Here is a 21,009-nt window from a genome sequence, read left to right as displayed (position 1 = left end):
TCAAAATTCGTTATTCAACATTCAAAATTCGTTTTTTTTGAATATTTAAGCATTGTTTATAAATCGTAATATGTATTTGGATTTTTAGAAGTGTTAAATATAGAAATAATGTGAATTTTTTTGGTTTCTTCCGTAATGTAATAAAACACAATAAAAGGAAATTTCTTCAAAGGTAAACCTATATAATCTTTATATCTAATTTGAAAGTTTGGATTTATAATTATGGTTTCAATTGCGTTTTCTAAAGAATTATAAAAAACTTCTCCTAAACCTTCTTTTTTTAAGTCATAATAAGTAACAGCTTCTTGAATATCATTAATAGCATTTTGTTCAAAGAAAACGGAATAACTCATTATTTTTTATTGAAAATTATCTTTGATTTTACTTCACTCCAAGGAATGTAATTTTCTTCATTTGAGTTTTTTCGTCGCGTATCAAGTATGTTTTTTATTTCAGATGTCATTTCGAAATCAGAAATAGTAGTATCATAATTAAACTTTTCAATTAATTGCATAAAAAAGTTTAAATCTTGATCAGGAATATTTAAAGTAACTTGTGTCATAAGATTAATGCCTATGCAACAAAATTATAAAAAATATTACTATTTATTAGTCGATTTATAATAATTTTAGCAAATGAAAAAAAAGCTAAGTTTATTTTTATTCGTTCAAATTATTCTGATGAAGGTTTTGGCTTTTTTTCCAGAATTTGTGGAACGTTATTACAGTAATGGTTTGTATTTGTATCTCTCTGAAATTAGTCGAATTATTTTCGGTTGGATTCCTTTTTCTGTAGGCGATTTGTGTTATACGATATTGTTTTTCTTCATTTTTAGATGGATTTATAAAAACAGAATCGGGTTTTTTAAAAATTGGAAAGCGAATGGATTAACCGTTTTGAGTTTCATTTCGATTTTATATTTTTTGTTTCATTTTTTATGGGGAATCAATTATTACAGAATTCCATTGCATGAAAAAATCGGAATTGAAAAAGAATATTCCAAAGAACAATTAATCGCTTTAACGGAAAAGTTAATAGCAAAAACGAACGAATTACAATTTCAAATTGAAAAGGATTCCACTAAAAAAGTAGTGTTCAACTATTCAGAACAAGAAATGTATGAGATGTCGCCAAATGGTTATGATTTAATGAAGAATCAATTAGCTACAATCGAATATAAAAACGAGAGTATAAAATCTTCATTATACAGTTTGCCGTTGAGTTATATGGGTTTTGGAGGTTATTTGAATCCGTTTACTAATGAAGCGCAAGTCAATTATTTAAAACCTAAATACACTTCGCCGTTAACTATTTGTCATGAAATGGCGCATCAAACTGGAATTGGTTCTGAAAGTGATTGCAATTTCATAGGTTTTATGGCGGCTTCAAGTAATAAAGATGTTTATTTTCAATATTCGGCGTATGCTTTTGCTTTGAATTATTGTTTGTATAATTTAGAAGTGATGGAAGAAGGAAGTAGTAAATCGTATCGTAAATTCATAAACAAAGGTGTTTTGGAAAACTTTAATGAAAATAAAACCTTTTGGAAACAATATCATTCGTGGATTGATACATTTTTTGAATACTTTTACGACAAGTTTTTAAAATTCAACCAACAAAAAGACGGAATGGAAAGTTATAGTAAATTTGTTGGGTTGTTAATTAATTACGATTTAAAACACGATGTAATTCATGCAAATTAACCCATCAATAAACGGCTGGATTGAAAAATATATCAATCAGTATGCAAATGAAATTTCTCATTATGCAACTGAAGAAGAATTTTTTGTGGCTTGTCAGAATTCCGGATTAATTTATGGTTATGTTGTGAATTATCATTTAAATTCTGAGGTTGATGATAAAAAATGGGATACTGAAGAAAAGATTAAAGTTGGTTTTTTATCTACTTTAATTGCTTTGTATAAAGTCCAAAAAGGTAAAGATGTAGAAGAATTTATAGAAACAATTATTCAGTTTTATAATCAAATTTCTAAAGGGAAATTCAGTTTCATGAAAATGGTTTTGCCAGATGCGAATTCGTTTCAAAAATTGGAAAGTATTATCAATGAGCGTTTGCAAACCAATGACAATATTGTGACCAAAAATTTCACACACATGGTTACGAATGCGATGCTTTTTATTGATGTTTTGGCCTTTGAATTTTACCTAAAAAACAACACCATAAGTTTAGATTTTTTTAAAGATTTAGAACGTAAATGTTTGGCTTTAATAATGCTTTCTTTGAACGTGAAAATTGATAAGTCGGAATACGATATGATGTTGTTAAAAATGTTTGAAAATTCGTTGCGTTATTCTAAAGTTTCGAAGATAAATGAAGCGGAAATATTTGAATTAATTTTTGAAGGAAACAGAACAAATTTAGAAAGTTTATACTTGTATGAAGTAGCGCATATGACGCTTTTAAGCGATGGTGTTGTGTACAATAACGAACAAGTATTCTTAGAAGATTTTGCTTTAAAATTAAATTTAATTAAAACAAGTCAAAATACTGGTTATGAATTGGTTAATTTTATCAAAAAACATAAAAAAGAATTACCATTTTTTAACTTGAATCATCCCGTAAAACAGTTTTATAATAACACGCAGGATAATATTGGAAAGCTGGTTAGTAGGAATAAAACGCGCTTAATTAAGGAGCTTTCTGAAAGTAAAGAATTAGTGAAATTATTGCGAAAATCTACCCAACATGATTTGAGTTTTGAGGAAAAAAAGAAAGTAAAAAAACAGCTATTAGACATCTGTAAATCGATACCTTCATTGACTATTTTTTTACTTCCAGGTGGAGGTTTATTATTACCAATTTTGATAAAATTTATACCTCAATTATTGCCTTCTGCGTTTAATGAAAATTTAAACGATTAGTTTTTTTTAGCCACGAATTCACGTCTTTTTTTACTAACTAAAATCGAAAATTTATTCGAATTAATTATCGACGAAGTCGATTCAAATTATGTATTTAATTAGTTTTATAATTTGAGAATTCGTGGCAAAATTTTTTAAAAATTTAATTTAAACATTGAATCTAAATCTTTATTACAACTAAAATTCACATTTAAATCGGTTACATAACCTGAATTTAATCCGTAAACTCAACCGTGTAAATGTAATTCTTGATTGATGTTCCAAGCATTTTGAACAATTGATGTTTTGGCTAAATTGAAAACTTGTTCAATAACATTTAGCTCAACCATTCTGTTGAATTTTTTATCTTCATCAACTATTTCATTTAACTCTTCTTTATTTACTCGGTAAACATCTTTAATGTTTCTAATCCAGTTGTCAATTATTCCAATAGATTGATTTCCCATGGCCGCTTTTACACCACCGCAACCATAATGTCCACAAACAATTACATGCTTTACTTTTAGTGCATTCACAGCATAATCTAAAACACTAAGCATATTAATATCTGTATGAACCACTAAGTTGGCAATGTTTCTGTGTACAAAGACTTCGCCAGGTTTTGCTCCAATAATTTCATTTGCGGGGACTCTACTATCAGAACATCCAATCCATAATAAGGGCGGGTTTTGTCCTTTTGAAAGATCTTCAAAATAATTTTCGTCAACGGCTAATTGTTGCTCTACCCATTCTTTATTATTTTCTAATATTTTTTTATAAAAATCGCTCATTTTTTTTGGGTAAAATCCTTTTTGTTATTCAAATATAAGAAATTAACTGGAGTGTTAATTTTTAATATTTTAAATCGTTAATACTAAAATTTGGGTTTTGTTCGTCATTTATAAAAGTAACTTCATCATAAAAACTAACTTCACCTGTTTCAATATTGTGCATGGCACCTACGATACCAATTTCTCCGTTTTCTATCATTTGTTCTAAAACAAAACTACGTTCGATAATGTTTTTTACATTTCGTTTTACGTTGATTTCAGAAACATTTTCCACAAATGTTGCATTTTTTGAACTTCTGTCTTCAGTAGTTGTTTTTTCTTGGTAAACTGCTGGTTGAATTTTAGATAATAATTCTGTTAAATTACCCATTTCAACGTGGTCACATGCACCTTTTACAGCTCCACATTTTGTATGTCCCAGAACTACAATTAATTTCGAACCTGCCACTTTACAAGCAAATTCCATACTTCCTAAAATATCAGTATTCACAATGTTTCCTGCAATTCTCACAGAAAAAACATCACCTAATCCTTGGTCGAAAATTAATTCTGCTGAAGTTCTACTGTCAATACAACTTAAAATTGTGGCAAATGGCCATTGTCCGTCTCTAGTTTCATTAGCTTGCTCTAATAAATTCCTATGTGCTTTTAGATTGTTAATAAAACGGTTGTTACCTTCTTTTAAAATTTCTAAAGCTTTTCTTGGTGATATAGACGTTTGTAATTCTTTATTTAATGTTTTCATGTTGTTTTATTTTTTTAATTTATGTTCTACAAAAACGTGTTTTTCCTCTTCAGAAGTATCTTCTAGTTCGTAGGCTTCTTTAAAACCGATTAGTTTTACTTTTATGTTTTCTTCTTTTGATCTATTTTTTTTAAATTCTTTAATTAAATCTAAAACATCGTGAGCGATATAAACGGTATCCGATGCATTTATAATTACTTTTGAATTTTCAGGAATTGAAGCTATAGTTTCTTTAATTGCAGCTTTGTTTAAAAAAGATACTTCTTGAGCTAAATCAATATGAATGATGTCGCCATCTTTGTATTCTTCTTTTCTAAAATTATAAGCACGTTTCAAATTTCCTTTCAAGACAAAAATTACGCTGATAATCATTCCTAAAGCTACACCTTTTAATAAATCGGTGAAAACTACTGCTGCAAAAGTAGCAATAAATGGAATAAATTGGTATTTTCCTTTTTCCCAAAAATGCTTAATTGTTGATGGATTTGCTAATTTATAACCAACCAACAATAAAACAGCAGCTAATGTGGCTAGCGGAATTTTGTTTAAGATAGCTGGAATTGCCAAAACACTCACTAACAATAATGCACCGTGAATAATGGATGACATTTTCGATTTAGCTCCAGCGGCATTATTAGCAGACGTTCTTACTACTACAGAAGTCATTGGTAATCCTCCTAAAAGAGCACTCACAATGTTTCCAATTCCTTGTGCTTTTAATTCAACATTTGTATTTGTATATCTTTTTAAAGCATCCATTCGGTCTGCAGCTTCAATACATAATAAGGTTTCAATTGAAGCAACTACAGCAATTGTTATAGCGACTATCCAAACTTTTGAATTTGTAATGGCTGTAAAATCTGGTGTAACCAAAATGTTATTAAATTCTTCAAATGTAGTAGGAACAGGTAAACTCACTAAATGTTCTTTCGCTATAGCGAAATTACTTCCCGATTGAATAAAAAACTCATTTAATAAAATACTAACAATTACAGCTACTAAAGCGGGTGGAATTAATTTTATTTTCTTTAATACTTCTACTTTATTCCAAAGAATTAAAATAGCCAATGAGATTAAAGCAATAATAATGGAACCTAATTGAATGTGGTCAAATACTTGAAAAAGTTCTGAAAATGTGTTTTGTCCATCAGGTTGAAAAAAAGATTCATCTCCTTCAAAATCTGGGTCATAGCCAAAGGCGTGTGGAATTTGTTTTAAAATAATAATAACTCCAATTCCGGCTAACATGCCTTCAATGACATTGTTTGGAAAATAGTTTGAAATGGTTCCGGCTTTTATAAAACCAAGGGCTAACTGAATTAATCCGGCAATTAAAACAGCTAAAAGAAAGGCGTTAAACGAGCCTAAATCGGTTATTGCAGTTAAAACAATTGCAGTTAAACCTGCTGCTGGACCAGAAACACTTAAATGAGATTGACTTAAATATCCAACGATAATACCGCCAATAACACCTGAAATAATACCTGAAAATAAGGGTGCTCCACTTGCTAAAGCAATACCGAGACACAATGGCAAAGCCACTAGAAAAACCACTAAACCTGAAGCAAAATCAGATTTAAGGTTTGCAAAAAGATTGATTTTTTTTGACATACCAATAAATTAATTTAATACATAAACGATCGTTCCAAATACTTCGGAAACGTAAAAAAGCGCAATGTTTAAATTAATTCGGGTGGTGGGGAAAAAAAGTCTAAATAATGAGGGATATAATTTGCTGGAATATGAGAATTGATTTTTTTCTTTTTCAATTCTAAAGTAACAACTGCATTGAAATTATAACATTTTGTAAATAAATTTAAATCGTGTGATTTAATTTCTTCTTCAAAAAAGTTATTAATGTTCACATCAGTATATTTTTCAATATCTTCATTAATCATAATAATACCAAATACAGGTGGTGTGAACAAGCAGGTCACAAACACAAATATGATAATATGTACGAAAAATTTCTTCACTAATGTTAAACTTATTTCTGCAAAAATAAACAAAAAAGTTTTTTTTCAATTTTAAAAACTAATAATTTTTTGTTAATACCATTTTAAGATTAGAATTTAATGTAAAGAAATATGTTCCGAGTCGATAATGTTTTATAAATTTGCACAACAACAAAAACAAAATGACTACACCACAACTTATTGAGCAAATTCGTCTAAAAAAATCGTTTTTATGTATTGGTTTAGATGTCGATTTAACTAAAATACCAACACATTTATTAGAAACCGAAGATCCAATTTTCGAATTTAATAAAGCCATAATTGATTCGACACACGATTTATGTGTTTCGTATAAACCAAATACCGCTTTTTATGAAGCATATGGGTTAAAAGGTTGGCAATCGTTAGAAAAAACTATCAATTATATCAATGAAAAGTATCCAGAAATTTTCACCATTGCTGATGCCAAACGCGGTGACATCGGTAATACATCAACCATGTATGCCAAAGCTTTTTTGGAAGATTTAAATTTTGATTCGGTTACCGTTGCGCCATACATGGGAAAAGATTCTGTTGAACCTTTTTTAGCTTTTGAAAACAAACATACGATTATGTTAGCGTTAACTTCCAACGAAGGTGCTTTCGATTTTCAAACATTAGAAACAAACGGAAAAGAATTATATAAAAAAGTTTTGGAAACTTCTAAAAATTGGAAAAATAGTCAAAATTTAATGTACGTTGTAGGTGCGACAAAAGCAGAATACTTTACTGAAATTCGTAAAATTGTACCAAATAGTTTTTTATTAGTTCCAGGTGTTGGTGCACAAGGCGGAAGTTTAGCCGAAGTTTGTAAATACGGAATGAATGAAAATGTTGGTTTATTAATTAATTCTTCACGAGGAATTATTTACGCTTCAAACAAAAATGATTTTGCTGAAAAGGCTAGGGAAGAAGCGTTGAAGTTGCAAGTGGAAATGAGTGAAATTTTAAGTAAAAAGTAAAAAGTAAAAAGAGCCAAGGAAAAAGTTATATTTAAATGAAACAATTCACAGATCAACTAGGAAATATTCATACTTTCGAAAACACACCTAAAAGAATTATTTCTTTAGTGCCGTCACAAACCGAATTGTTATACGATTTAGGTTTGGAAGATGATATTGTTGGAATTACTAAGTTTTGTGTGCATCCGTTTCATTTTAAATCGACTAAAACGATAATTGGTGGTACGAAAAATATCAAATACGATAAAATAAAAGCGTTACAACCGGATATTATTATCGCCAATAAAGAAGAAAACACGAAAGAAATCGCAGAACAATTGAAGGATATTTGTCCAGTTTGGGTAACGGATATTGTTTCCATTGAAGAGAATAACAAAATGATAGAAGATTTTGGAAATCTGTTTAACAAGCGTACGAATGCGCAAAAATGGATTGATAAAATTAACTTCGGATACGAAAAATTTCAAAAGGTTGTCGCTTCAAAATTTGAAGAGAACTCAAAGCAAAAAGTGGCTTATTTTATTTGGGCAAACCCTTATATGGTTGCTGCTGGTGATACTTTTATCAACGAAATGCTAAAACTTAACGGCTTAGAAAATATCTATGATAATAACCCTAAATACGAAGGAAGATATCCAGAAGTTGTCGTCAATAAAATGCGTATTCAAGGTGATCCTGATTTTGTGTTTTTATCTTCAGAACCTTTTCCATTTAAAGACGAGCATGCTTTTGAATTAGGTCGACACACACATCACGCTAAAACCATTTTTGTAGATGGTGAAATGTTTTCTTGGTATGGAAGTCGTTTAGTAAAGGCATTCGATTATTTCACTTTGTTACAAGAAAAGCTATACATTTACAAATAAAAATGATAGCCTACACCACTTACGAAAACAAAAATACAACAGAATGGGTGACATTTGTTCACGGTGCTGGCGGAAGTTCCTCTATTTGGTTCAAGCAAATTAAAGAATTTAAAAAGCATTTTAATGTTTTACTACTAGATTTACGTGGTCACGGAAATTCTAAAGAAAAAATCTCTAAAAAATATACTTTTAAAGCTATTGCCAATGATGTTTTGGAAGTTTTAAATCATTTAAATATCGAGAAATCACATTTTGTTGGTATTTCTTTAGGCACCATTGTGATTCGTCAATTTGCAGAAATGTATGAAAACAGAGTGCAGAGTATGATTATGGGCGGCGCTATTTTAAAAATGAATTTTCGCTCGCAAGTATTAATGAAATTAGGAAACATTTTTAAATATGTATTGCCTTATTTGGTTTTATATCGCTTTTTTGCTTTTGTAATTATGCCCAATAAAAACCATAAACAATCTCGATTGCTATTCATAAACGAAGCAAAAAAACTCTACCAAAAAGAATTTATAAAATGGTTTAAATTGACTGCTGAAATTAACCCAATTTTAAAATGGTTCAGACAAGTAGAATTGCAAGTTCCCACTTTATATGTAATGGGAAATGAAGATTACATGTTTTTGCCTTCTGTACGAAAAGTAGTGGAAAGCCATTATAAATCTTCTAAATTGGTAGTTATTGAAAACTGTGGTCATGTTGTAAATGTCGAAAAATGGGAAGTTTTTAATACAGAAGTGATTCAGTATATAAAAAGTCAAAAACAGACAATTTAAGGCATAAAAAAAACAACTGAAACCTAAATCTCAGTTGTTTTTAAACTAAAAACTAACCTTAAACTAACCTATTTATTATGTTACAAATATCTGTATTTTAAATAGTTAATTCTGTTAAGGTTTTGTTATACTTCTGTTTTTGTTGTTAAATTTATTTTTTGTCTTGTAGCGCAAATACTTTTTTCAATAAATCGGATGTTCTTGCCGAAAAATTAGTTCTAATGTCTTTTTCTTCCACAGCAATCATTTTAAAAACACCTTCCATAGCTTTGTTTGTGGTATAATCTGTTAAATCTGGATTTACCTTTTTTACCAATGGAATACTATTGTATTTTGTGATAATTTGAGTCCAAATTTTATCTGCACCCACTTTTGCAAACGAGTTTTTAATTACAGGACTGAACTTTCCATATAAAGCGGTTGAAGTTGACGTTTGTAAATAATTTGTAGCAGAACTTTCGTTACCTAATAAAATATTTTTAGCATCTGTAAAAGTCATTTGTTTCACAGCATCTACAAAAATTGGAGTTGCTTCTTTCACCGCATCTTCAGCAGCTCTGTTTAAAATTCTCAAACCGTCATCTGCTAGTTTTGTCATTCCTAATTGACGTAATTTGGTATCTACTTTTTGTAATTCTTCGGGTAATAAAATCTTCACAGCTTCATTTCTAAAAAAACCATCCGTTGCTGTTAATTTTGAAACTTGTTTGGTGATTCCATTGTTTAAAGCTTCTTTTAAACCGTTACCCATTTCGGCTTGGCTTAAAATTCCAGTTTGTTGTGGCAATTGCTCTAAAACTTGTTGCATTTCGGCACAACTAACTAAGGACAAAAAAGCTATTGATAAAACTATTTTTTTCATGATTTTTGAATTTTATTTCTTGTCTTGTAAAGCAAAAACTTTCTTTAATAATGCAGAAGTTCTAGCATCTAATCCACTTCTGATGTTTTTTTCTTCCACAGTAATCATTTTAAAAACACCTTCAAGCGCTTTATTTGTGGTATAATCTGTTAAATCTGGATTCACCTTTGTTACTAGTGGAATTGAATTATATTTATCTATTATTTTAGTCCAAACCGCATCCGCACCAACATTAGCTAAAGAGGTTTTGATAACAGGATTAAATTTATCGTAAAGTGCTTTATTTGTTGAAGTTTGTAAATACGTTGTCGCAGCATTTTGATTTCCTAATAAGATGTTTTTCGCATCAGTAAAACTCATGTTCTTAATCGCATCAATAAATATTGGGGTTGATTGTTTTACAGCATCTTCAGCAGCTCTGTTTAAAGTTAAAATCCCTTCATCAGCTAAACTTCCTAAGCCAATTTGACGTAAGCGTTTATCTACTTTTTGTAATTCTTCAGGTAATAAAATTTTAACCAATTCGTTTTTATAAAAACCATCAACTGCTGTTAATTTGGTTACTTGTTTTTTTACACCGTTATCTAAAGCTTCTTTTAAACCATTTGCGATTTCTAAAGTAGATACTGCTGCTGTTTTTGTTGTTGCTTTTGTGGCAGCTTTTTTTATTACATTTTTTAATTGCGCATTACCAAATAAAGGGATACAAACTGCTAATAAAATAATTTTTTTCATGTTTTTAAAATTTATGGTTTGGCAGAATTAAAACAAAATTTATGCCGTTAATTGAAAATCTGAAACAAAGATACTTTCTTTTGATAAATTGTTGATTTTTTAGTGCAATTTATTAGAAATAAAAATTATTAAATTCGTAAATTGCACCCTTAAAATCGAATAAAATTTAAAAATGGAACCACAAATACCTTATATTCCTATTAATAAAGTAAGAATTGTTACTGCTGCATCTCTTTTCGACGGACATGATGCCGCAATTAACATTATGCGAAGAATTATTCAATCTACTGGTGTAGAAGTGATACATCTTGGACACGATAGAAGTGTTGAAGAGGTAGTAAACACTGCTATTCAAGAAGATGCGAATGCTATCGCCATGACTTCTTACCAAGGTGGACATAACGAATATTTCAAATATATGTACGACTTGCTTAAAGAAAAAGGAGCAGGTCACATCAAAATATTTGGTGGTGGTGGTGGTGTAATTCTACCAACTGAAATTGCAGAATTAGAAGCGTACGGAATTACTAAAATTTATTCTCCAGATGATGGTCGTGCTTTGGGTTTACAAGGTATGATTAACGATTTAGTAAAGCGTTCTGATTATGCTGTTGGTGATGTAATTACCGATGAAGTGGCCGAATTAGAAAACAAAAATCCTCGTGCTTTAGCAAGAATTATTTCTTCTGCGGAAAATTTCCCAGAAATTGCTAAGCCGATTTTAGATAAAATTCGTGAGAAAAACAAAGATAGCAAAACGCCAGTTTTAGGTATTACCGGAACAGGTGGAGCTGGAAAATCGTCTTTAGTTGATGAAATTGTTCGTCGTTTTTTAATTGATTTCCCTGAAAAAACTATCGGTTTAATTTCTGTAGATCCATCAAAAAGAAAAACAGGTGGTGCTTTATTAGGTGATAGAATTCGTATGAATGCGATTAACAACTCTAGAGTTTTTATGCGTTCGTTAGCAACTCGTCAATCTAATTTAGCTTTATCAAAATATGTAGCTGATGCGATTGAAGTAGTAAAAGCAGCGAATTACGATATCATCATTTTAGAAACTTCTGGAATTGGACAATCGGATACAGAAATTATGGACCATTCTGATGTTTCTTTATATGTGATGACGCCAGAATTCGGAGCGGCTACGCAGTTAGAGAAAATCGACATGTTAGATTTCGCTGATTTAGTTGCTTTAAATAAATTTGACAAACGTGGTGCTTTAGATGCGATTCGCGATGTGAAAAAACAATACCAACGCAATCATAATTTATGGGATGAAAACCCTGATTCTATGCCAGTTTTCGGAACAATTGCTTCGCAGTTTAACGATCCTGGAATGAATACGTTGTACAAATCTATCATGGATAAAATTGTAGAGAAAACCAATTCTGAATTGCAATCTACATTCGAAATTACTCGTGAAATGAGCGAGAAAATCTTCGTTATTCCACCACATAGAACGCGTTATTTATCTGAAATTGCAGAAAATAATAGAAAATATGATGAAACTGCTTTAACTCAAGTTGAAGTGGCACAAAAATTATACGGAATTTTCAAAACTGTGGAATCGGTTAATGGAAATTTACCTGAATTAGACAAGGCTGGAATTGTTGAAAGTTCTTTAAAAGTTACGGATGATAACAAAGATTTCGTTTCATTATTAACTAAAGAATTCGACAGAGTAAAAATGAATTTAGATCCATACAATTGGGAAATCATTTTAACTTGGGATGAAAAAGTAAACAAATACAAAAATCCAATTTACAGTTTTAAAGTTCGTGATAAAGAAATTAAAATTGCTACACATACAGAATCACTTTCACATTCTCAAATTCCAAAAGTAGCGTTACCAAAATACCAAGCTTGGGGTGATATTTTAAAATGGAATTTACAAGAAAATGTTCCTGGAGAATTCCCATTCGCATCTGGATTATATCCATTTAAACGTGAAGGAGAAGATCCAAGTAGAATGTTTGCTGGTGAAGGTGGACCAGAAAGAACAAACAAACGTTTCCATTATGTAAGTGCTGGATTACCAGCGAAACGTTTATCAACAGCTTTTGACTCGGTAACGCTTTACGGAAATGACCCTCATATTCGTCCTGATATTTATGGGAAAATTGGTAATGCCGGAGTTTCTATTTGTTGTTTAGATGATGCGAAGAAATTATATTCTGGTTTCGATTTAAGTCATCCAGCGACTTCAGTTTCGATGACCATTAACGGACCAGCGCCTATGTTGTTAGGGTTTTTCATGAATGCGGCAATTGACCAAAACTGTGAAAAATACATTGTTGAAAACGGTTTACAAAAAGAAGTTGAAGCAAAAATTGCTGAGATTTATAAGAAAAAAGGAGTAGCTCGTCCGTCTTACCAAGGCGATTTACCAGAAGGAAATAATGGTTTAGGTTTAATGCTTTTAGGAGTAACTGGAGATCAAGTTTTACCTTCAGCTATTTATACAGATATTAAAATTAAAACGTTAGCGCAAGTTCGTGGTACTGTTCAAGCTGATATTTTAAAAGAAGATCAAGCTCAAAATACTTGTATTTTCTCTACAGAATTCGCTTTACGTTTAATGGGTGACGTGCAAGAATATTTCATTAAAGAAAACGTTCGTAATTTCTATTCGGTTTCTATTTCAGGATATCATATTGCCGAAGCAGGAGCGAACCCAATTACGCAATTAGCATTCACCTTAGCAAATGGTTTCACTTACGTGGAATACTATTTAAGTCGTGGTATGAATATCAACGATTTCGGACCAAACTTATCTTTCTTTTTCTCAAACGGAATTGACCCAGAATATGCGGTAATTGGTCGTGTTGCACGTAAAATTTGGGCGAAAGCTTTAAAGAACAAATACGGAGCCAACGAAAGAGCGCAAATGTTGAAATACCACATTCAAACTTCTGGACGTTCGTTACACGCGCAAGAAATTGACTTTAACGATATTCGTACAACTTTACAAGCGTTATATGCGATTTACGATAACTGTAATTCGTTACATACGAATGCTTACGATGAAGCAATTACAACTCCAACGGAAGAATCAGTGCGAAGAGCAATGGCGATTCAGTTGATTATTAATAAAGAATTAGGTTTAGCGAAAAACGAAAATCCAATTCAAGGTTCATTCATTATTGAAGAATTAACCGATTTAGTGGAAGCTGCCGTTTTACAAGAATTCGACAGAATCACAGAACGTGGTGGTGTTTTAGGAGCGATGGAAACGATGTACCAACGTAGTAAAATTCAAGAAGAAAGTTTGTATTATGAAACATTGAAACATACGGGTGAATTTCCGATTATTGGTGTGAATACGTTCTTGAGTTCGAAAGGTTCACCAACGGTTATTCCTGCGGAAGTTATCCGTGCTACAGAAGAAGAAAAAGCATATCAAATTGAAATGTTAAACCATTTACAAGAAGCGAATACTGAAATAGTTGCGAATCAAATTGAGTTGCTTCAAACTGCTGCCATTAAAAACGAAAATATATTTGCTTTGCTAATGGAAGCCACGAAAGTGTGTTCGTTAGGACAAATTACAAGTGGTTTGTTTGAAGTAGGAGGACAGTATAGACGTAATATGTAATTTGGATTTACGATTTGTGATTTGTGATTTTCCGAATATTAAATTTATAAAAAAACCTTTCAGAAATGGAAGGTTTTTTTATGGAATTTTATGCACTTTCATCAAACATAATCTCATCAGAACTACCAATTTTGTATGGTGGTTCTTCAATAAGTAAACTGAAGTAAAAAGAGGAACCTTTACCTTCTACGCTTTCCACCCAAATTTCACCACCATTTTTCTCTAGAAATCCTTTCACTAATAAAAGTCCAATTCCGGCACCTTTATTTTTCTTTCTGGTTTCTGAAAGTGCTTTCATTTGTGGTGTGAATAATTTTTTTATTACTTCTTCAGACATTCCAATTCCATTATCTTGAATGCAGACAATAATTTTATCCTCTTTTGGTGTTGCAGAAATGGTTATACAACCCCCTTTTTCCGTATGTCTAATTGCATTCGAAACTATATTTTGAAAGATAGAAATCAACATTTTACCATCAGCAAAAACGATGGTCTTCTCTTCAATTTGATGCGTTAGATTTATTGTGTTTAGAAGTGCGGTTTCGTTTAAACTCTCAAAAACTTTACCAATATATTCTGTAAGTTCAATTTGCTTCGGATTAAAAACATCTGAAGCATATTTTATTCTGGCCCATTCTACTAAATAATCTAACATTTCTAATTCATCTGTGGTCGATTTATGAAGTAAATTCAACATTTCCTGTACTAATTCAGGTTTCATTCTTTGAAAATTATCTTTCAAATATTTTGCTGTTCCTATTATTGCAGAAAGTGGACTTCTTAAATCGTGGGATAAAATTGCTAAAACACTTTCTTTGTGTGTATTTAAATCTTCAAGTTCTCTAACATATTTTTTTATAGCATCTTCAGATTGCTTTCTTTCTGTTAAATCACGTAAAATTTTCACATAACCCATCATTTCTCCATCTAAACCAATAAGAGGAAAAACCAATCCGTAGGCATAAAATAATTTTTTATCTTTAGTAATGTGCCATCTGTTATCTGTAGCTCTTCCTTCTTCTAAAGCAGTTTCAATTTCTTTTTTAGGAATACCAGATTTTAAATCTTCCTCTGTAAAAATGATATCAAATGGTTCTCCAATTACTTCTTCTGTTTCATAACCAAATATTTTTGTAGCGCCTGAACTCCAGCTATTTATATTGAAATCTTTATCTAAAGTAAAAATTGAATAATCTTGTAAGCTATCAATAATTTGACTGTAAAATTCAGCCGTTGGGATGTATTTATTTCTAAGGTTTTTTTGTTGATTTAGTTTATTTTCCATGGGATTTATTTTAATCGTAGTGTTAAATTATTCCGTTATCATCTATATTTCAGACAACGTTCCCAGGTTTAGCGAGGATGTTGATTAAAGATTGCCAAATTTCTGTTAATCAATGAAATTCAAAGGTAGTTAAAAACTTCCTTTAATGTTTTAATCTAAGTGGCTTTTAAAGTTGTATAGAAAAGAATGTTATTCATTCGGTTCAACATGAATTAAGACATGGCCTAATTCTAAAATTTCACTTCTTAATGCATCTTTTAATTTGTGAGCTAAATCATGACCTTCTTTTACGGAAATATTTGCATCCACAATAGCGTGTAAATCTACGTGGTATTTCATTCCAGCTTTTCTGATAAAACATTTTTCTGTTCCGATAATTCCTTCCACTTTTAAGGATTCTTGACGGATATTTTCTACTAAATCGTCATAGCGATGTTCGTCCATAATTTCACCAAGTGCTGGTCGGAAAATCATATAACTGTTATATAAAATAAAGAAAGAAGCAAACAAAGCGGCCCAATCATCAGCAGATTCGTAGCCTTTTCCAAAGATTAAAGCAATTGAAATCCCAATGAAAGCTGCGATTGAAGTAATGGCGTCACTTCTATGATGCCAAGCATCTGCTTTTAATGAAGAACTATTGGTGATAATACTTTTTTTCATCACGATTTGAAACGAATATTCTTTCCAACCAATAATTAATGCTAAAACAATTAATGTCCATGCTTTTGGTAAATCGTGTGGTGTGCCAATATTAAGAATACTTTCATAAGCAATAATGGTAGCAGAAGTAATCAAAAATCCAACAACTAAAAAAGTGATTAAAGGTTCCGCTCTTCCATGACCATAAGGATGGTTATCATCTGCAGGTCGGTTCGAATATTTAATACCAAACAAAACTAAAAACGAAGCGAAAATATCTGTAGTAGATTCAATAGCATCAGCAACTAAAGCATAAGAGTTTCCAAAAAAACCAGCCAATCCTTTTATAAGTGCTAAACTTGTATTGCCAATAATACTAAAATAGGTGGCTTTTATGGCAGTTTGTTCGTGTGTCATTTTTTATTTAGGCTTTTTTATTGCAGTTTTCAAAGGTACGAAACAAAAAGTTGTTGCGTAATTTGAATAGAGAAAATAGTTTTAATTATTATTAAACATTTACACCAAAAAGATACCCTACAAAAGCAGAAAGTCCCATCGCGATTGTTCCCCAAACTGTGATTCTTAAAATCGCTTTAAAAACACTAGAACCTCCAGTTTTTGCAGCGGTTGTTCCTAAGATAATTAGAAAAATAGTAGTAAATCCATACAACCAATATTCCATTCCAGTTAATGGTGCAAAAAGAATGACTAATAAAGGCAAAACGCCTCCAACAGTAAAGGCACCACCAGAAGCTAGAGCTGCTTGAATAGGATTGGCTTGACTAATTTCATTAATACCTAGTTCGTCTCTGATATGAGTTCCTAAAGCGTCAACTTCGGTTAATTCGAGTGCGACTTGCATAGCCGTTTCTTTTTTCAAACCTCTTTTTTCATAGATTTGAGCCAATATTTTTAATTCTTCTTCTGGCATTTCTTCCAGTTCTTTTTTTTCTCTTTCGATATCGGCTTTCTCTATGTCGGTTTGTGAACTTACAGAAACGTATTCACCTGCAGCCATAGATAACGCACCAGCTACAAGGCCTGCTACTGTAGCCAAAACAATAGGTTCTCTAGTTGAACTTGCTGCGGCTACACCAATAGCCAAACTTGAAATAGAAATAATCCCATCATTTGCACCAAGTACTGCTGCTCGAAGCCAATTACTTCTGTGAATATAATGACTGTCTAAATAGTTATCAATTGTTACCATAGTGTTGTTTTTTTAAGTCTAATTAATTAGAAATCATAGGATTCAAAAATGTGTATTGAAAATATATAACCAAATGTAGTTAAAAAAAGCCTGTAAAATGGAAGCTTTTTTTTGTAGTGAAGAGATTCATTAGATTGATTTGAACTAATTGCTTGAATCAAGTGAGTGAATTACCCATGAACTGTAACGCCATCGCCATAATTAGCAATAATTTCCGCTTCATGTTCTAACCAAGCTTTCCATCTACTTTCCACATCAATATTTCCAGCATATTTTCGGGCTAAGTTGATAAAAGTGGTATAATGTGCGGCTTCACTTTCCATTAAATCTCTATAAAATTGAGCTAGTTTTTCGTCTTTTAAATTTTCTGAAAGGACTTTAAAACGTTCGCAACTTCTAGCTTCAATCATCGCGGCAAAAAGTAAACGTTCAATTAAACCGCCTTCGCGACTTCCGTCAGAAGATTTTTTGCAAAATTTCATCAAATCATTTACATAGTCGTCTTTACGTTCTCTTAAAAATTCGTAACCACGTTCTTTAATAATATCATGAACCATTTGAAAATGCTGCATTTCTTCAATAGAAATTTCCGTCATGGCAGTTACCAAATCTTCTTTTTCTGCATTATTAATGATAAGCATTATGGCATTAGTTGCTGCTTTTTGTTCGCACCAAGCATGATCACTTAAAATATCTTCTAAGTTTTCTTCTACTATATTGGCCCAACGTGGATCGGTTGGTAATTGCAATCGTAAAATGGACATAATCTTAAGTTTATGAGTTTATATGTTTAAGTGTTTAAAAGGTATTGCGTATAGTTTGCGATTAATTAATATCAAATTTAAAATGTTTTAAAGTTTAAAAGGTATGGAACATCAACTTTTTTTGACAAATATCAAAATTTGCATTTCTACTTTAAAAAAGTAAAGTTTAAAAGGTATCATATTCACAATACCTTTTAAACTCATAAACTCATAAACTTTTAAACTAAATTAAAAAACAAACATGGCTCTTTCGCCCATCAGCTCGTTAACTTCTTCAGCAACTTGTTCTAATAAATCTTCATCTGTATGATTCATTAAAACTTTATCAATTAAAGCCACAACAGTTTCCATATCTTCTTCCACTAAACCACGTGTAGTGATTGCTGGAGTTCCAACACGAATTCCTGAAGTAATAAATGGTGATTTATCATCAAAAGGAACCATATTTTTATTTACAGTAATTTCAGCTTTTACTAAGGCGTTTTCCGCTTCTTTACCAGAAATGTTCTTATTACGTAAATCAATTAACATCATGTGATTGTCCGTTCCGCCAGAAATTAAATTATAACCTCTTTTGTTAAATGCTTCCGCCATAGCTTTAGCATTTTTTTGAACTTGTAACGCATAACGGAAAAACTCATCTGTTAAGGCTTCACCAAACGCCACCGCTTTAGCAGCAATAATATGCATTAATGGTCCACCTTGATTTCCTGGGAAAACAGACATGTCTAAAACATGACTCATCATTCTGATTTCACCTTTTGGAGTTGTTAATCCCCATGGATTTGGGAAATCTTTACCCATCATAATTAATCCACCACGTGGTCCACGTAAGGTTTTATGAGTAGTAGTTGTAACGATATGACAATGTGGAATTGGGTCATTCAATAATCCTTTAGCAATTAATCCTGCAGGATGAGAAATATCAGCTAACAATAAAGCACCAACTGAATCCGCAATTTCACGGAAACGTTTGAAATCCATATCACGAGAATACGCAGAAGCACCAGCGATAATGATTTTTGGTTGTTCTTTTGTAGCTATTTCTTGAATTTTATCGTAGTTTAATAAACCCGTTTCTTGATCTACACCATAAAAACTTGGCGAATACAATTTACCAGAGAAATTTACTGGAGAACCATGAGTTAAATGCCCACCGTGAGATAAATCGAATCCTAAAATTTTATCTCCAGGTTTTAAACAAGCTGCGAAAACAGCCGTATTAGCTTGAGAGCCAGAGTGAGGTTGAACGTTTGCATATTCCGCTCCGAATAATTCTTTTACTCTATCGATTGCAATTTGTTCTACAACATCTACTACTTCACAGCCTCCATAATATCTCTTTCCAGGATATCCTTCAGCGTATTTATTGGTTAAACAAGAACCAGCAGCTTCCATTACTTGGTCGCTCACAAAGTTTTCTGAAGCAATTAATTCAATTCCATGAATTTGTCTGTCTTGCTCGTCTAAAATTAAGTCAAAAATAAGTTCGTCGCGTTGCATTTGTATAGTTAAATTTAAATTTTGTCAAAAATACAAAAAATGTTTGGTAAATTGAATGGATAGTTTAATTTTGATTACTTAAATAATAACAAAAAAATACAACATATAGATATGCCAAATTTTGCTAATGATCCAAGTAGAAAATCTTGGTTAGATATTAAAAAAGATAGCGATTTCCCAATTCAAAATATTCCTTTCGGTGTTTTTATTACCAAAGAAGATGTAATTACTATTGGAACAAGAATAGGTGATTATGCTATCGATATGGGGGCTTTACAACAATTAGGGTATTTTGAAGGTATCGAATTAACAGACGATATGTTCATGCAAGATACACTTAATGATTTCATTTCTGATGGAAGAAAAACGTGGCGTTTAGTTAGAAACAGATTGTCTGATATATTTTTAGATTCTAATGCAACATTAAGAGACAATTCTAAACATAAAGATGTAGTTATTTTCAAAATTGAAGATGTAGAAATGTTATTACCAGTTCAAATTGGTGATTATACTGACTTTTATTCAAGTAAAGAACATGCTACAAATGTGGGAATGATGTTCCGTGATCCAGCAAATGCATTATTGCCAAACTGGTTACATATTCCAGTAGGTTACCATGGTAGAAGTTCTACAATTGTACCAAGTGGAATTCCAGTTCACAGACCTTACGGACAAACTTTACCAAATGGAGAAACAGAACCTGTTTTTGGACCATCAAGATTAGTAGATTTCGAATTAGAAACGGCTTTTATTACTACGGATGCCAATATAATGGGTGAACCAGTTTCTGTGGCTAATGCTGAAGAAGCTATTTTCGGAATGGTCTTATTTAACGACTGGTCTGCACGAGATATTCAAAAATGGGAATATGTGCCATTAGGACCCTTTTTAGCTAAGAATTTTGCATCGTCAATTTCACCTTGGATTGTAACTTTAGATGCCTTAGAAGATTTTAAATGTGAATCACCAGAACAAAATCCAAAACCATTACCTTATTTACAACAAACAGGTAAGCATGCCTACGATATTAATTTACAAGTAGCCATTCAACCAGAAAATGCAGTGGAAACTGTAGTTTCTAACTCTAACTTTAAATACATGTATTGGACAATGAGTCAGCAATTGGCACATCATACAATCAATGGATGTAGAGTGAATTCTGGAGACATGATGGGAAGTGGAACGATTTCTGGACCAACTCCAGATTCTTTCGGTTCCATGTTAGAATTATCTTGGGGCGGACAAAATCCAATCAAAATGAATGATGGTTCTGAACGTAAATTCATTAACGATAACGATACAGTTATTATTAGAGGATATTGCCAAAATGATAGTGTTAGAATTGGTTTTGGAGAAGTGTCTAGTAAATTATTACCAGCAATTGAATTGAAATTTTAAGCAGATA

Annotated in this window: 19 protein-coding genes and 1 pseudogene; 7 read left to right on the top strand and 13 right to left on the bottom strand. The window is 31.5% G+C overall.

Annotation, left to right across the window (positions count from 1 at the left end; all coding sequences use genetic code 11):
- Positions 1–56 precede the first annotated feature (56 nt).
- Both UEQ13_RS11640 and UEQ13_RS11635 read right to left on the bottom strand, forming a co-directional pair.
- Positions 57–353 carry a type II toxin-antitoxin system RelE/ParE family toxin gene (locus UEQ13_RS11640; protein ID WP_329806515.1) on the bottom strand — a complete coding sequence of 99 codons (297 nt, stop codon included), beginning with the start codon at positions 351–353 and terminating at the stop codon, positions 57–59.
- Positions 353–562: a hypothetical protein gene (locus UEQ13_RS11635; RefSeq protein WP_166124874.1), complete on the bottom strand. Its 210-nt coding sequence runs from the start codon at positions 560–562 to the stop codon at positions 353–355. Before UEQ13_RS11635 ends, UEQ13_RS11640 begins: the two co-directional genes overlap by 1 nt.
- Before the next feature lie 73 nt (positions 563–635).
- Here UEQ13_RS11635 and UEQ13_RS11630 point away from each other — a divergent pair, with 73 nt between their 5' ends.
- Both UEQ13_RS11630 and UEQ13_RS11625 read left to right on the top strand, forming a co-directional pair.
- Complete coding sequence (locus tag UEQ13_RS11630; protein ID WP_329806514.1) at positions 636–1,703, top strand: DUF3810 domain-containing protein; 1,068 nt, start codon at positions 636–638, stop codon at positions 1,701–1,703.
- Positions 1,693–2,883, top strand: a complete 1,191-nt coding sequence (locus UEQ13_RS11625) for an LETM1-related biofilm-associated protein (RefSeq protein WP_329806513.1) — start codon at positions 1,693–1,695, stop codon at positions 2,881–2,883. Before UEQ13_RS11630 ends, UEQ13_RS11625 begins: the two co-directional genes overlap by 11 nt.
- A 134-nt stretch (positions 2,884–3,017) precedes the next feature.
- Here the strand turns inward: UEQ13_RS11625 and UEQ13_RS11620 are convergent.
- The 4 genes and pseudogenes from UEQ13_RS11620 to UEQ13_RS11605 form a co-directional block, all read right to left on the bottom strand.
- Positions 3,018–3,653: pseudogene (locus UEQ13_RS11620) on the bottom strand (carbonic anhydrase).
- Between the two features lie 61 nt (positions 3,654–3,714).
- Complete coding sequence (locus UEQ13_RS11615; protein WP_329806512.1) at positions 3,715–4,398, bottom strand: carbonic anhydrase family protein; 684 nt, start codon at positions 4,396–4,398, stop codon at positions 3,715–3,717.
- A gap of 6 nt (positions 4,399–4,404) precedes the next feature.
- Positions 4,405–6,009 (bottom strand): SulP family inorganic anion transporter, encoded by a 1,605-nt coding sequence (locus UEQ13_RS11610; RefSeq protein ID WP_329806511.1) that lies wholly within the window; start codon positions 6,007–6,009, stop codon positions 4,405–4,407.
- Positions 6,010–6,077: 68 nt separating this feature from the next.
- Positions 6,078–6,407, bottom strand: a complete 330-nt coding sequence (locus UEQ13_RS11605; protein ID WP_329806510.1) for a hypothetical protein — start codon at positions 6,405–6,407, stop codon at positions 6,078–6,080.
- Between the two features lie 128 nt (positions 6,408–6,535).
- Between UEQ13_RS11605 and pyrF the strand changes: the two genes are divergently transcribed.
- From pyrF to UEQ13_RS11590, 3 genes are read left to right on the top strand one after another with little or no spacing between them, the layout of a single operon-like run.
- Entirely contained in the window at positions 6,536–7,354 is an 819-nt protein-coding gene (pyrF, locus tag UEQ13_RS11600) for an orotidine-5'-phosphate decarboxylase (protein ID WP_329806509.1), read from the top strand.
- A gap of 35 nt (positions 7,355–7,389) precedes the next feature.
- Positions 7,390–8,220 carry an ABC transporter substrate-binding protein gene (locus UEQ13_RS11595; protein ID WP_329806508.1) on the top strand — a complete coding sequence of 277 codons (831 nt, stop codon included), beginning with the start codon at positions 7,390–7,392 and terminating at the stop codon, positions 8,218–8,220.
- Between the two features lie 2 nt (positions 8,221–8,222).
- Entirely contained in the window at positions 8,223–9,005 is a 783-nt protein-coding gene (locus tag UEQ13_RS11590) for an alpha/beta fold hydrolase (RefSeq protein WP_329806507.1), read from the top strand.
- Positions 9,006–9,156: 151 nt separating this feature from the next.
- Here UEQ13_RS11590 and UEQ13_RS11585 read toward each other — a convergent pair whose 3' ends face one another.
- Together UEQ13_RS11585 and UEQ13_RS11580 are read right to left on the bottom strand one after the other, a co-directional pair.
- On the bottom strand, positions 9,157–9,867 hold the full coding sequence (locus tag UEQ13_RS11585; RefSeq protein WP_329806506.1) for a DUF4197 domain-containing protein: 711 nt from the start codon (positions 9,865–9,867) through the stop codon (positions 9,157–9,159).
- Positions 9,868–9,879: 12 nt separating this feature from the next.
- Positions 9,880–10,602, bottom strand: a complete 723-nt coding sequence (locus tag UEQ13_RS11580; protein ID WP_329806505.1) for a DUF4197 domain-containing protein — start codon at positions 10,600–10,602, stop codon at positions 9,880–9,882.
- Positions 10,603–10,774: 172 nt separating this feature from the next.
- On the opposite strand from UEQ13_RS11580, the gene UEQ13_RS11575 reads away from it, so the two are divergent.
- Complete coding sequence (locus tag UEQ13_RS11575) at positions 10,775–14,200, top strand: methylmalonyl-CoA mutase family protein (protein ID WP_329806504.1); 3,426 nt, start codon at positions 10,775–10,777, stop codon at positions 14,198–14,200.
- 88 nt (positions 14,201–14,288) lie between these two features.
- On the opposite strand, the gene UEQ13_RS11570 is transcribed toward UEQ13_RS11575, so the two are convergent.
- The 5 genes from UEQ13_RS11570 to glyA all read right to left on the bottom strand — a co-directional run bounded on the left by UEQ13_RS11570 (position 14,289) and on the right by glyA (position 19,604).
- A complete protein-coding gene (locus UEQ13_RS11570; protein WP_329806503.1) occupies positions 14,289–15,485 on the bottom strand; it encodes a PAS domain-containing sensor histidine kinase in 1,197 nt (398 codons plus the stop codon).
- 189 nt (positions 15,486–15,674) lie between these two features.
- Entirely contained in the window at positions 15,675–16,544 is an 870-nt protein-coding gene (locus UEQ13_RS11565; protein WP_329806502.1) for a cation diffusion facilitator family transporter, read from the bottom strand.
- Positions 16,545–16,635: 91 nt separating this feature from the next.
- Positions 16,636–17,337, bottom strand: a complete 702-nt coding sequence (locus UEQ13_RS11560) for a VIT1/CCC1 transporter family protein (protein ID WP_329806501.1) — start codon at positions 17,335–17,337, stop codon at positions 16,636–16,638.
- A 170-nt stretch (positions 17,338–17,507) separates the two neighbouring features.
- Positions 17,508–18,095, bottom strand: coding sequence for a tRNA-(ms[2]io[6]A)-hydroxylase (miaE, locus tag UEQ13_RS11555; RefSeq protein WP_329806690.1), 588 nt, complete (start codon positions 18,093–18,095; stop codon positions 17,508–17,510).
- 234 nt (positions 18,096–18,329) lie between these two features.
- A complete protein-coding gene (gene glyA, locus UEQ13_RS11550; protein ID WP_166124892.1) occupies positions 18,330–19,604 on the bottom strand; it encodes a serine hydroxymethyltransferase in 1,275 nt (424 codons plus the stop codon).
- Positions 19,605–19,715: 111 nt separating this feature from the next.
- Here glyA and fahA point away from each other — a divergent pair, with 111 nt between their 5' ends.
- A complete protein-coding gene (gene fahA, locus UEQ13_RS11545; protein ID WP_329806500.1) occupies positions 19,716–21,002 on the top strand; it encodes a fumarylacetoacetase in 1,287 nt (428 codons plus the stop codon).
- Positions 21,003–21,009 lie beyond the last annotated feature (7 nt).

Source organism: Flavobacterium facile, assembly GCF_036321945.1.
Taxonomy (GTDB): Bacteria; Bacteroidota; Bacteroidia; order Flavobacteriales; family Flavobacteriaceae; genus Flavobacterium; species Flavobacterium facile.
Note: the sequence above shows the minus strand (reverse complement) of the source record. Positions and strands in the feature narration are given on the sequence as shown.

Bases quoted from the DNA above. Each gene is read 5' to 3' on its own strand.
- fahA (WP_329806500.1), top strand. From the start codon at position 19,716: ATGCCAAATTTTGCTAATGATCCAAGTAGAAAATCTTGGTTAGATATT.
- UEQ13_RS11585 (WP_329806506.1), bottom strand. From the start codon at position 9,867: ATGAAAAAAATAGTTTTATCAATAGCTTTTTTGTCCTTAGTTAGTTGT.
- UEQ13_RS11625 (WP_329806513.1), top strand. From the start codon at position 1,693: ATGCAAATTAACCCATCAATAAACGGCTGGATTGAAAAATATATCAAT.
- UEQ13_RS11615 (WP_329806512.1), bottom strand. From the start codon at position 4,398: ATGAAAACATTAAATAAAGAATTACAAACGTCTATATCACCAAGAAAA.
- UEQ13_RS11580 (WP_329806505.1), bottom strand. From the start codon at position 10,602: ATGAAAAAAATTATTTTATTAGCAGTTTGTATCCCTTTATTTGGTAAT.
- UEQ13_RS11570 (WP_329806503.1), bottom strand. From the start codon at position 15,485: ATGGAAAATAAACTAAATCAACAAAAAAACCTTAGAAATAAATACATC.
- UEQ13_RS11575 (WP_329806504.1), top strand. From the start codon at position 10,775: ATGGAACCACAAATACCTTATATTCCTATTAATAAAGTAAGAATTGTT.
- UEQ13_RS11565 (WP_329806502.1), bottom strand. From the start codon at position 16,544: ATGACACACGAACAAACTGCCATAAAAGCCACCTATTTTAGTATTATT.
- UEQ13_RS11640 (WP_329806515.1), bottom strand. From the start codon at position 353: ATGAGTTATTCCGTTTTCTTTGAACAAAATGCTATTAATGATATTCAA.
- UEQ13_RS11560 (WP_329806501.1), bottom strand. From the start codon at position 17,337: ATGGTAACAATTGATAACTATTTAGACAGTCATTATATTCACAGAAGT.
- UEQ13_RS11635 (WP_166124874.1), bottom strand. From the start codon at position 562: ATGACACAAGTTACTTTAAATATTCCTGATCAAGATTTAAACTTTTTT.
- UEQ13_RS11630 (WP_329806514.1), top strand. From the start codon at position 636: ATGAAAAAAAAGCTAAGTTTATTTTTATTCGTTCAAATTATTCTGATG.
- pyrF (WP_329806509.1), top strand. From the start codon at position 6,536: ATGACTACACCACAACTTATTGAGCAAATTCGTCTAAAAAAATCGTTT.
- UEQ13_RS11610 (WP_329806511.1), bottom strand. From the start codon at position 6,009: ATGTCAAAAAAAATCAATCTTTTTGCAAACCTTAAATCTGATTTTGCT.
- glyA (WP_166124892.1), bottom strand. From the start codon at position 19,604: ATGCAACGCGACGAACTTATTTTTGACTTAATTTTAGACGAGCAAGAC.
- UEQ13_RS11595 (WP_329806508.1), top strand. From the start codon at position 7,390: ATGAAACAATTCACAGATCAACTAGGAAATATTCATACTTTCGAAAAC.
- UEQ13_RS11590 (WP_329806507.1), top strand. From the start codon at position 8,223: ATGATAGCCTACACCACTTACGAAAACAAAAATACAACAGAATGGGTG.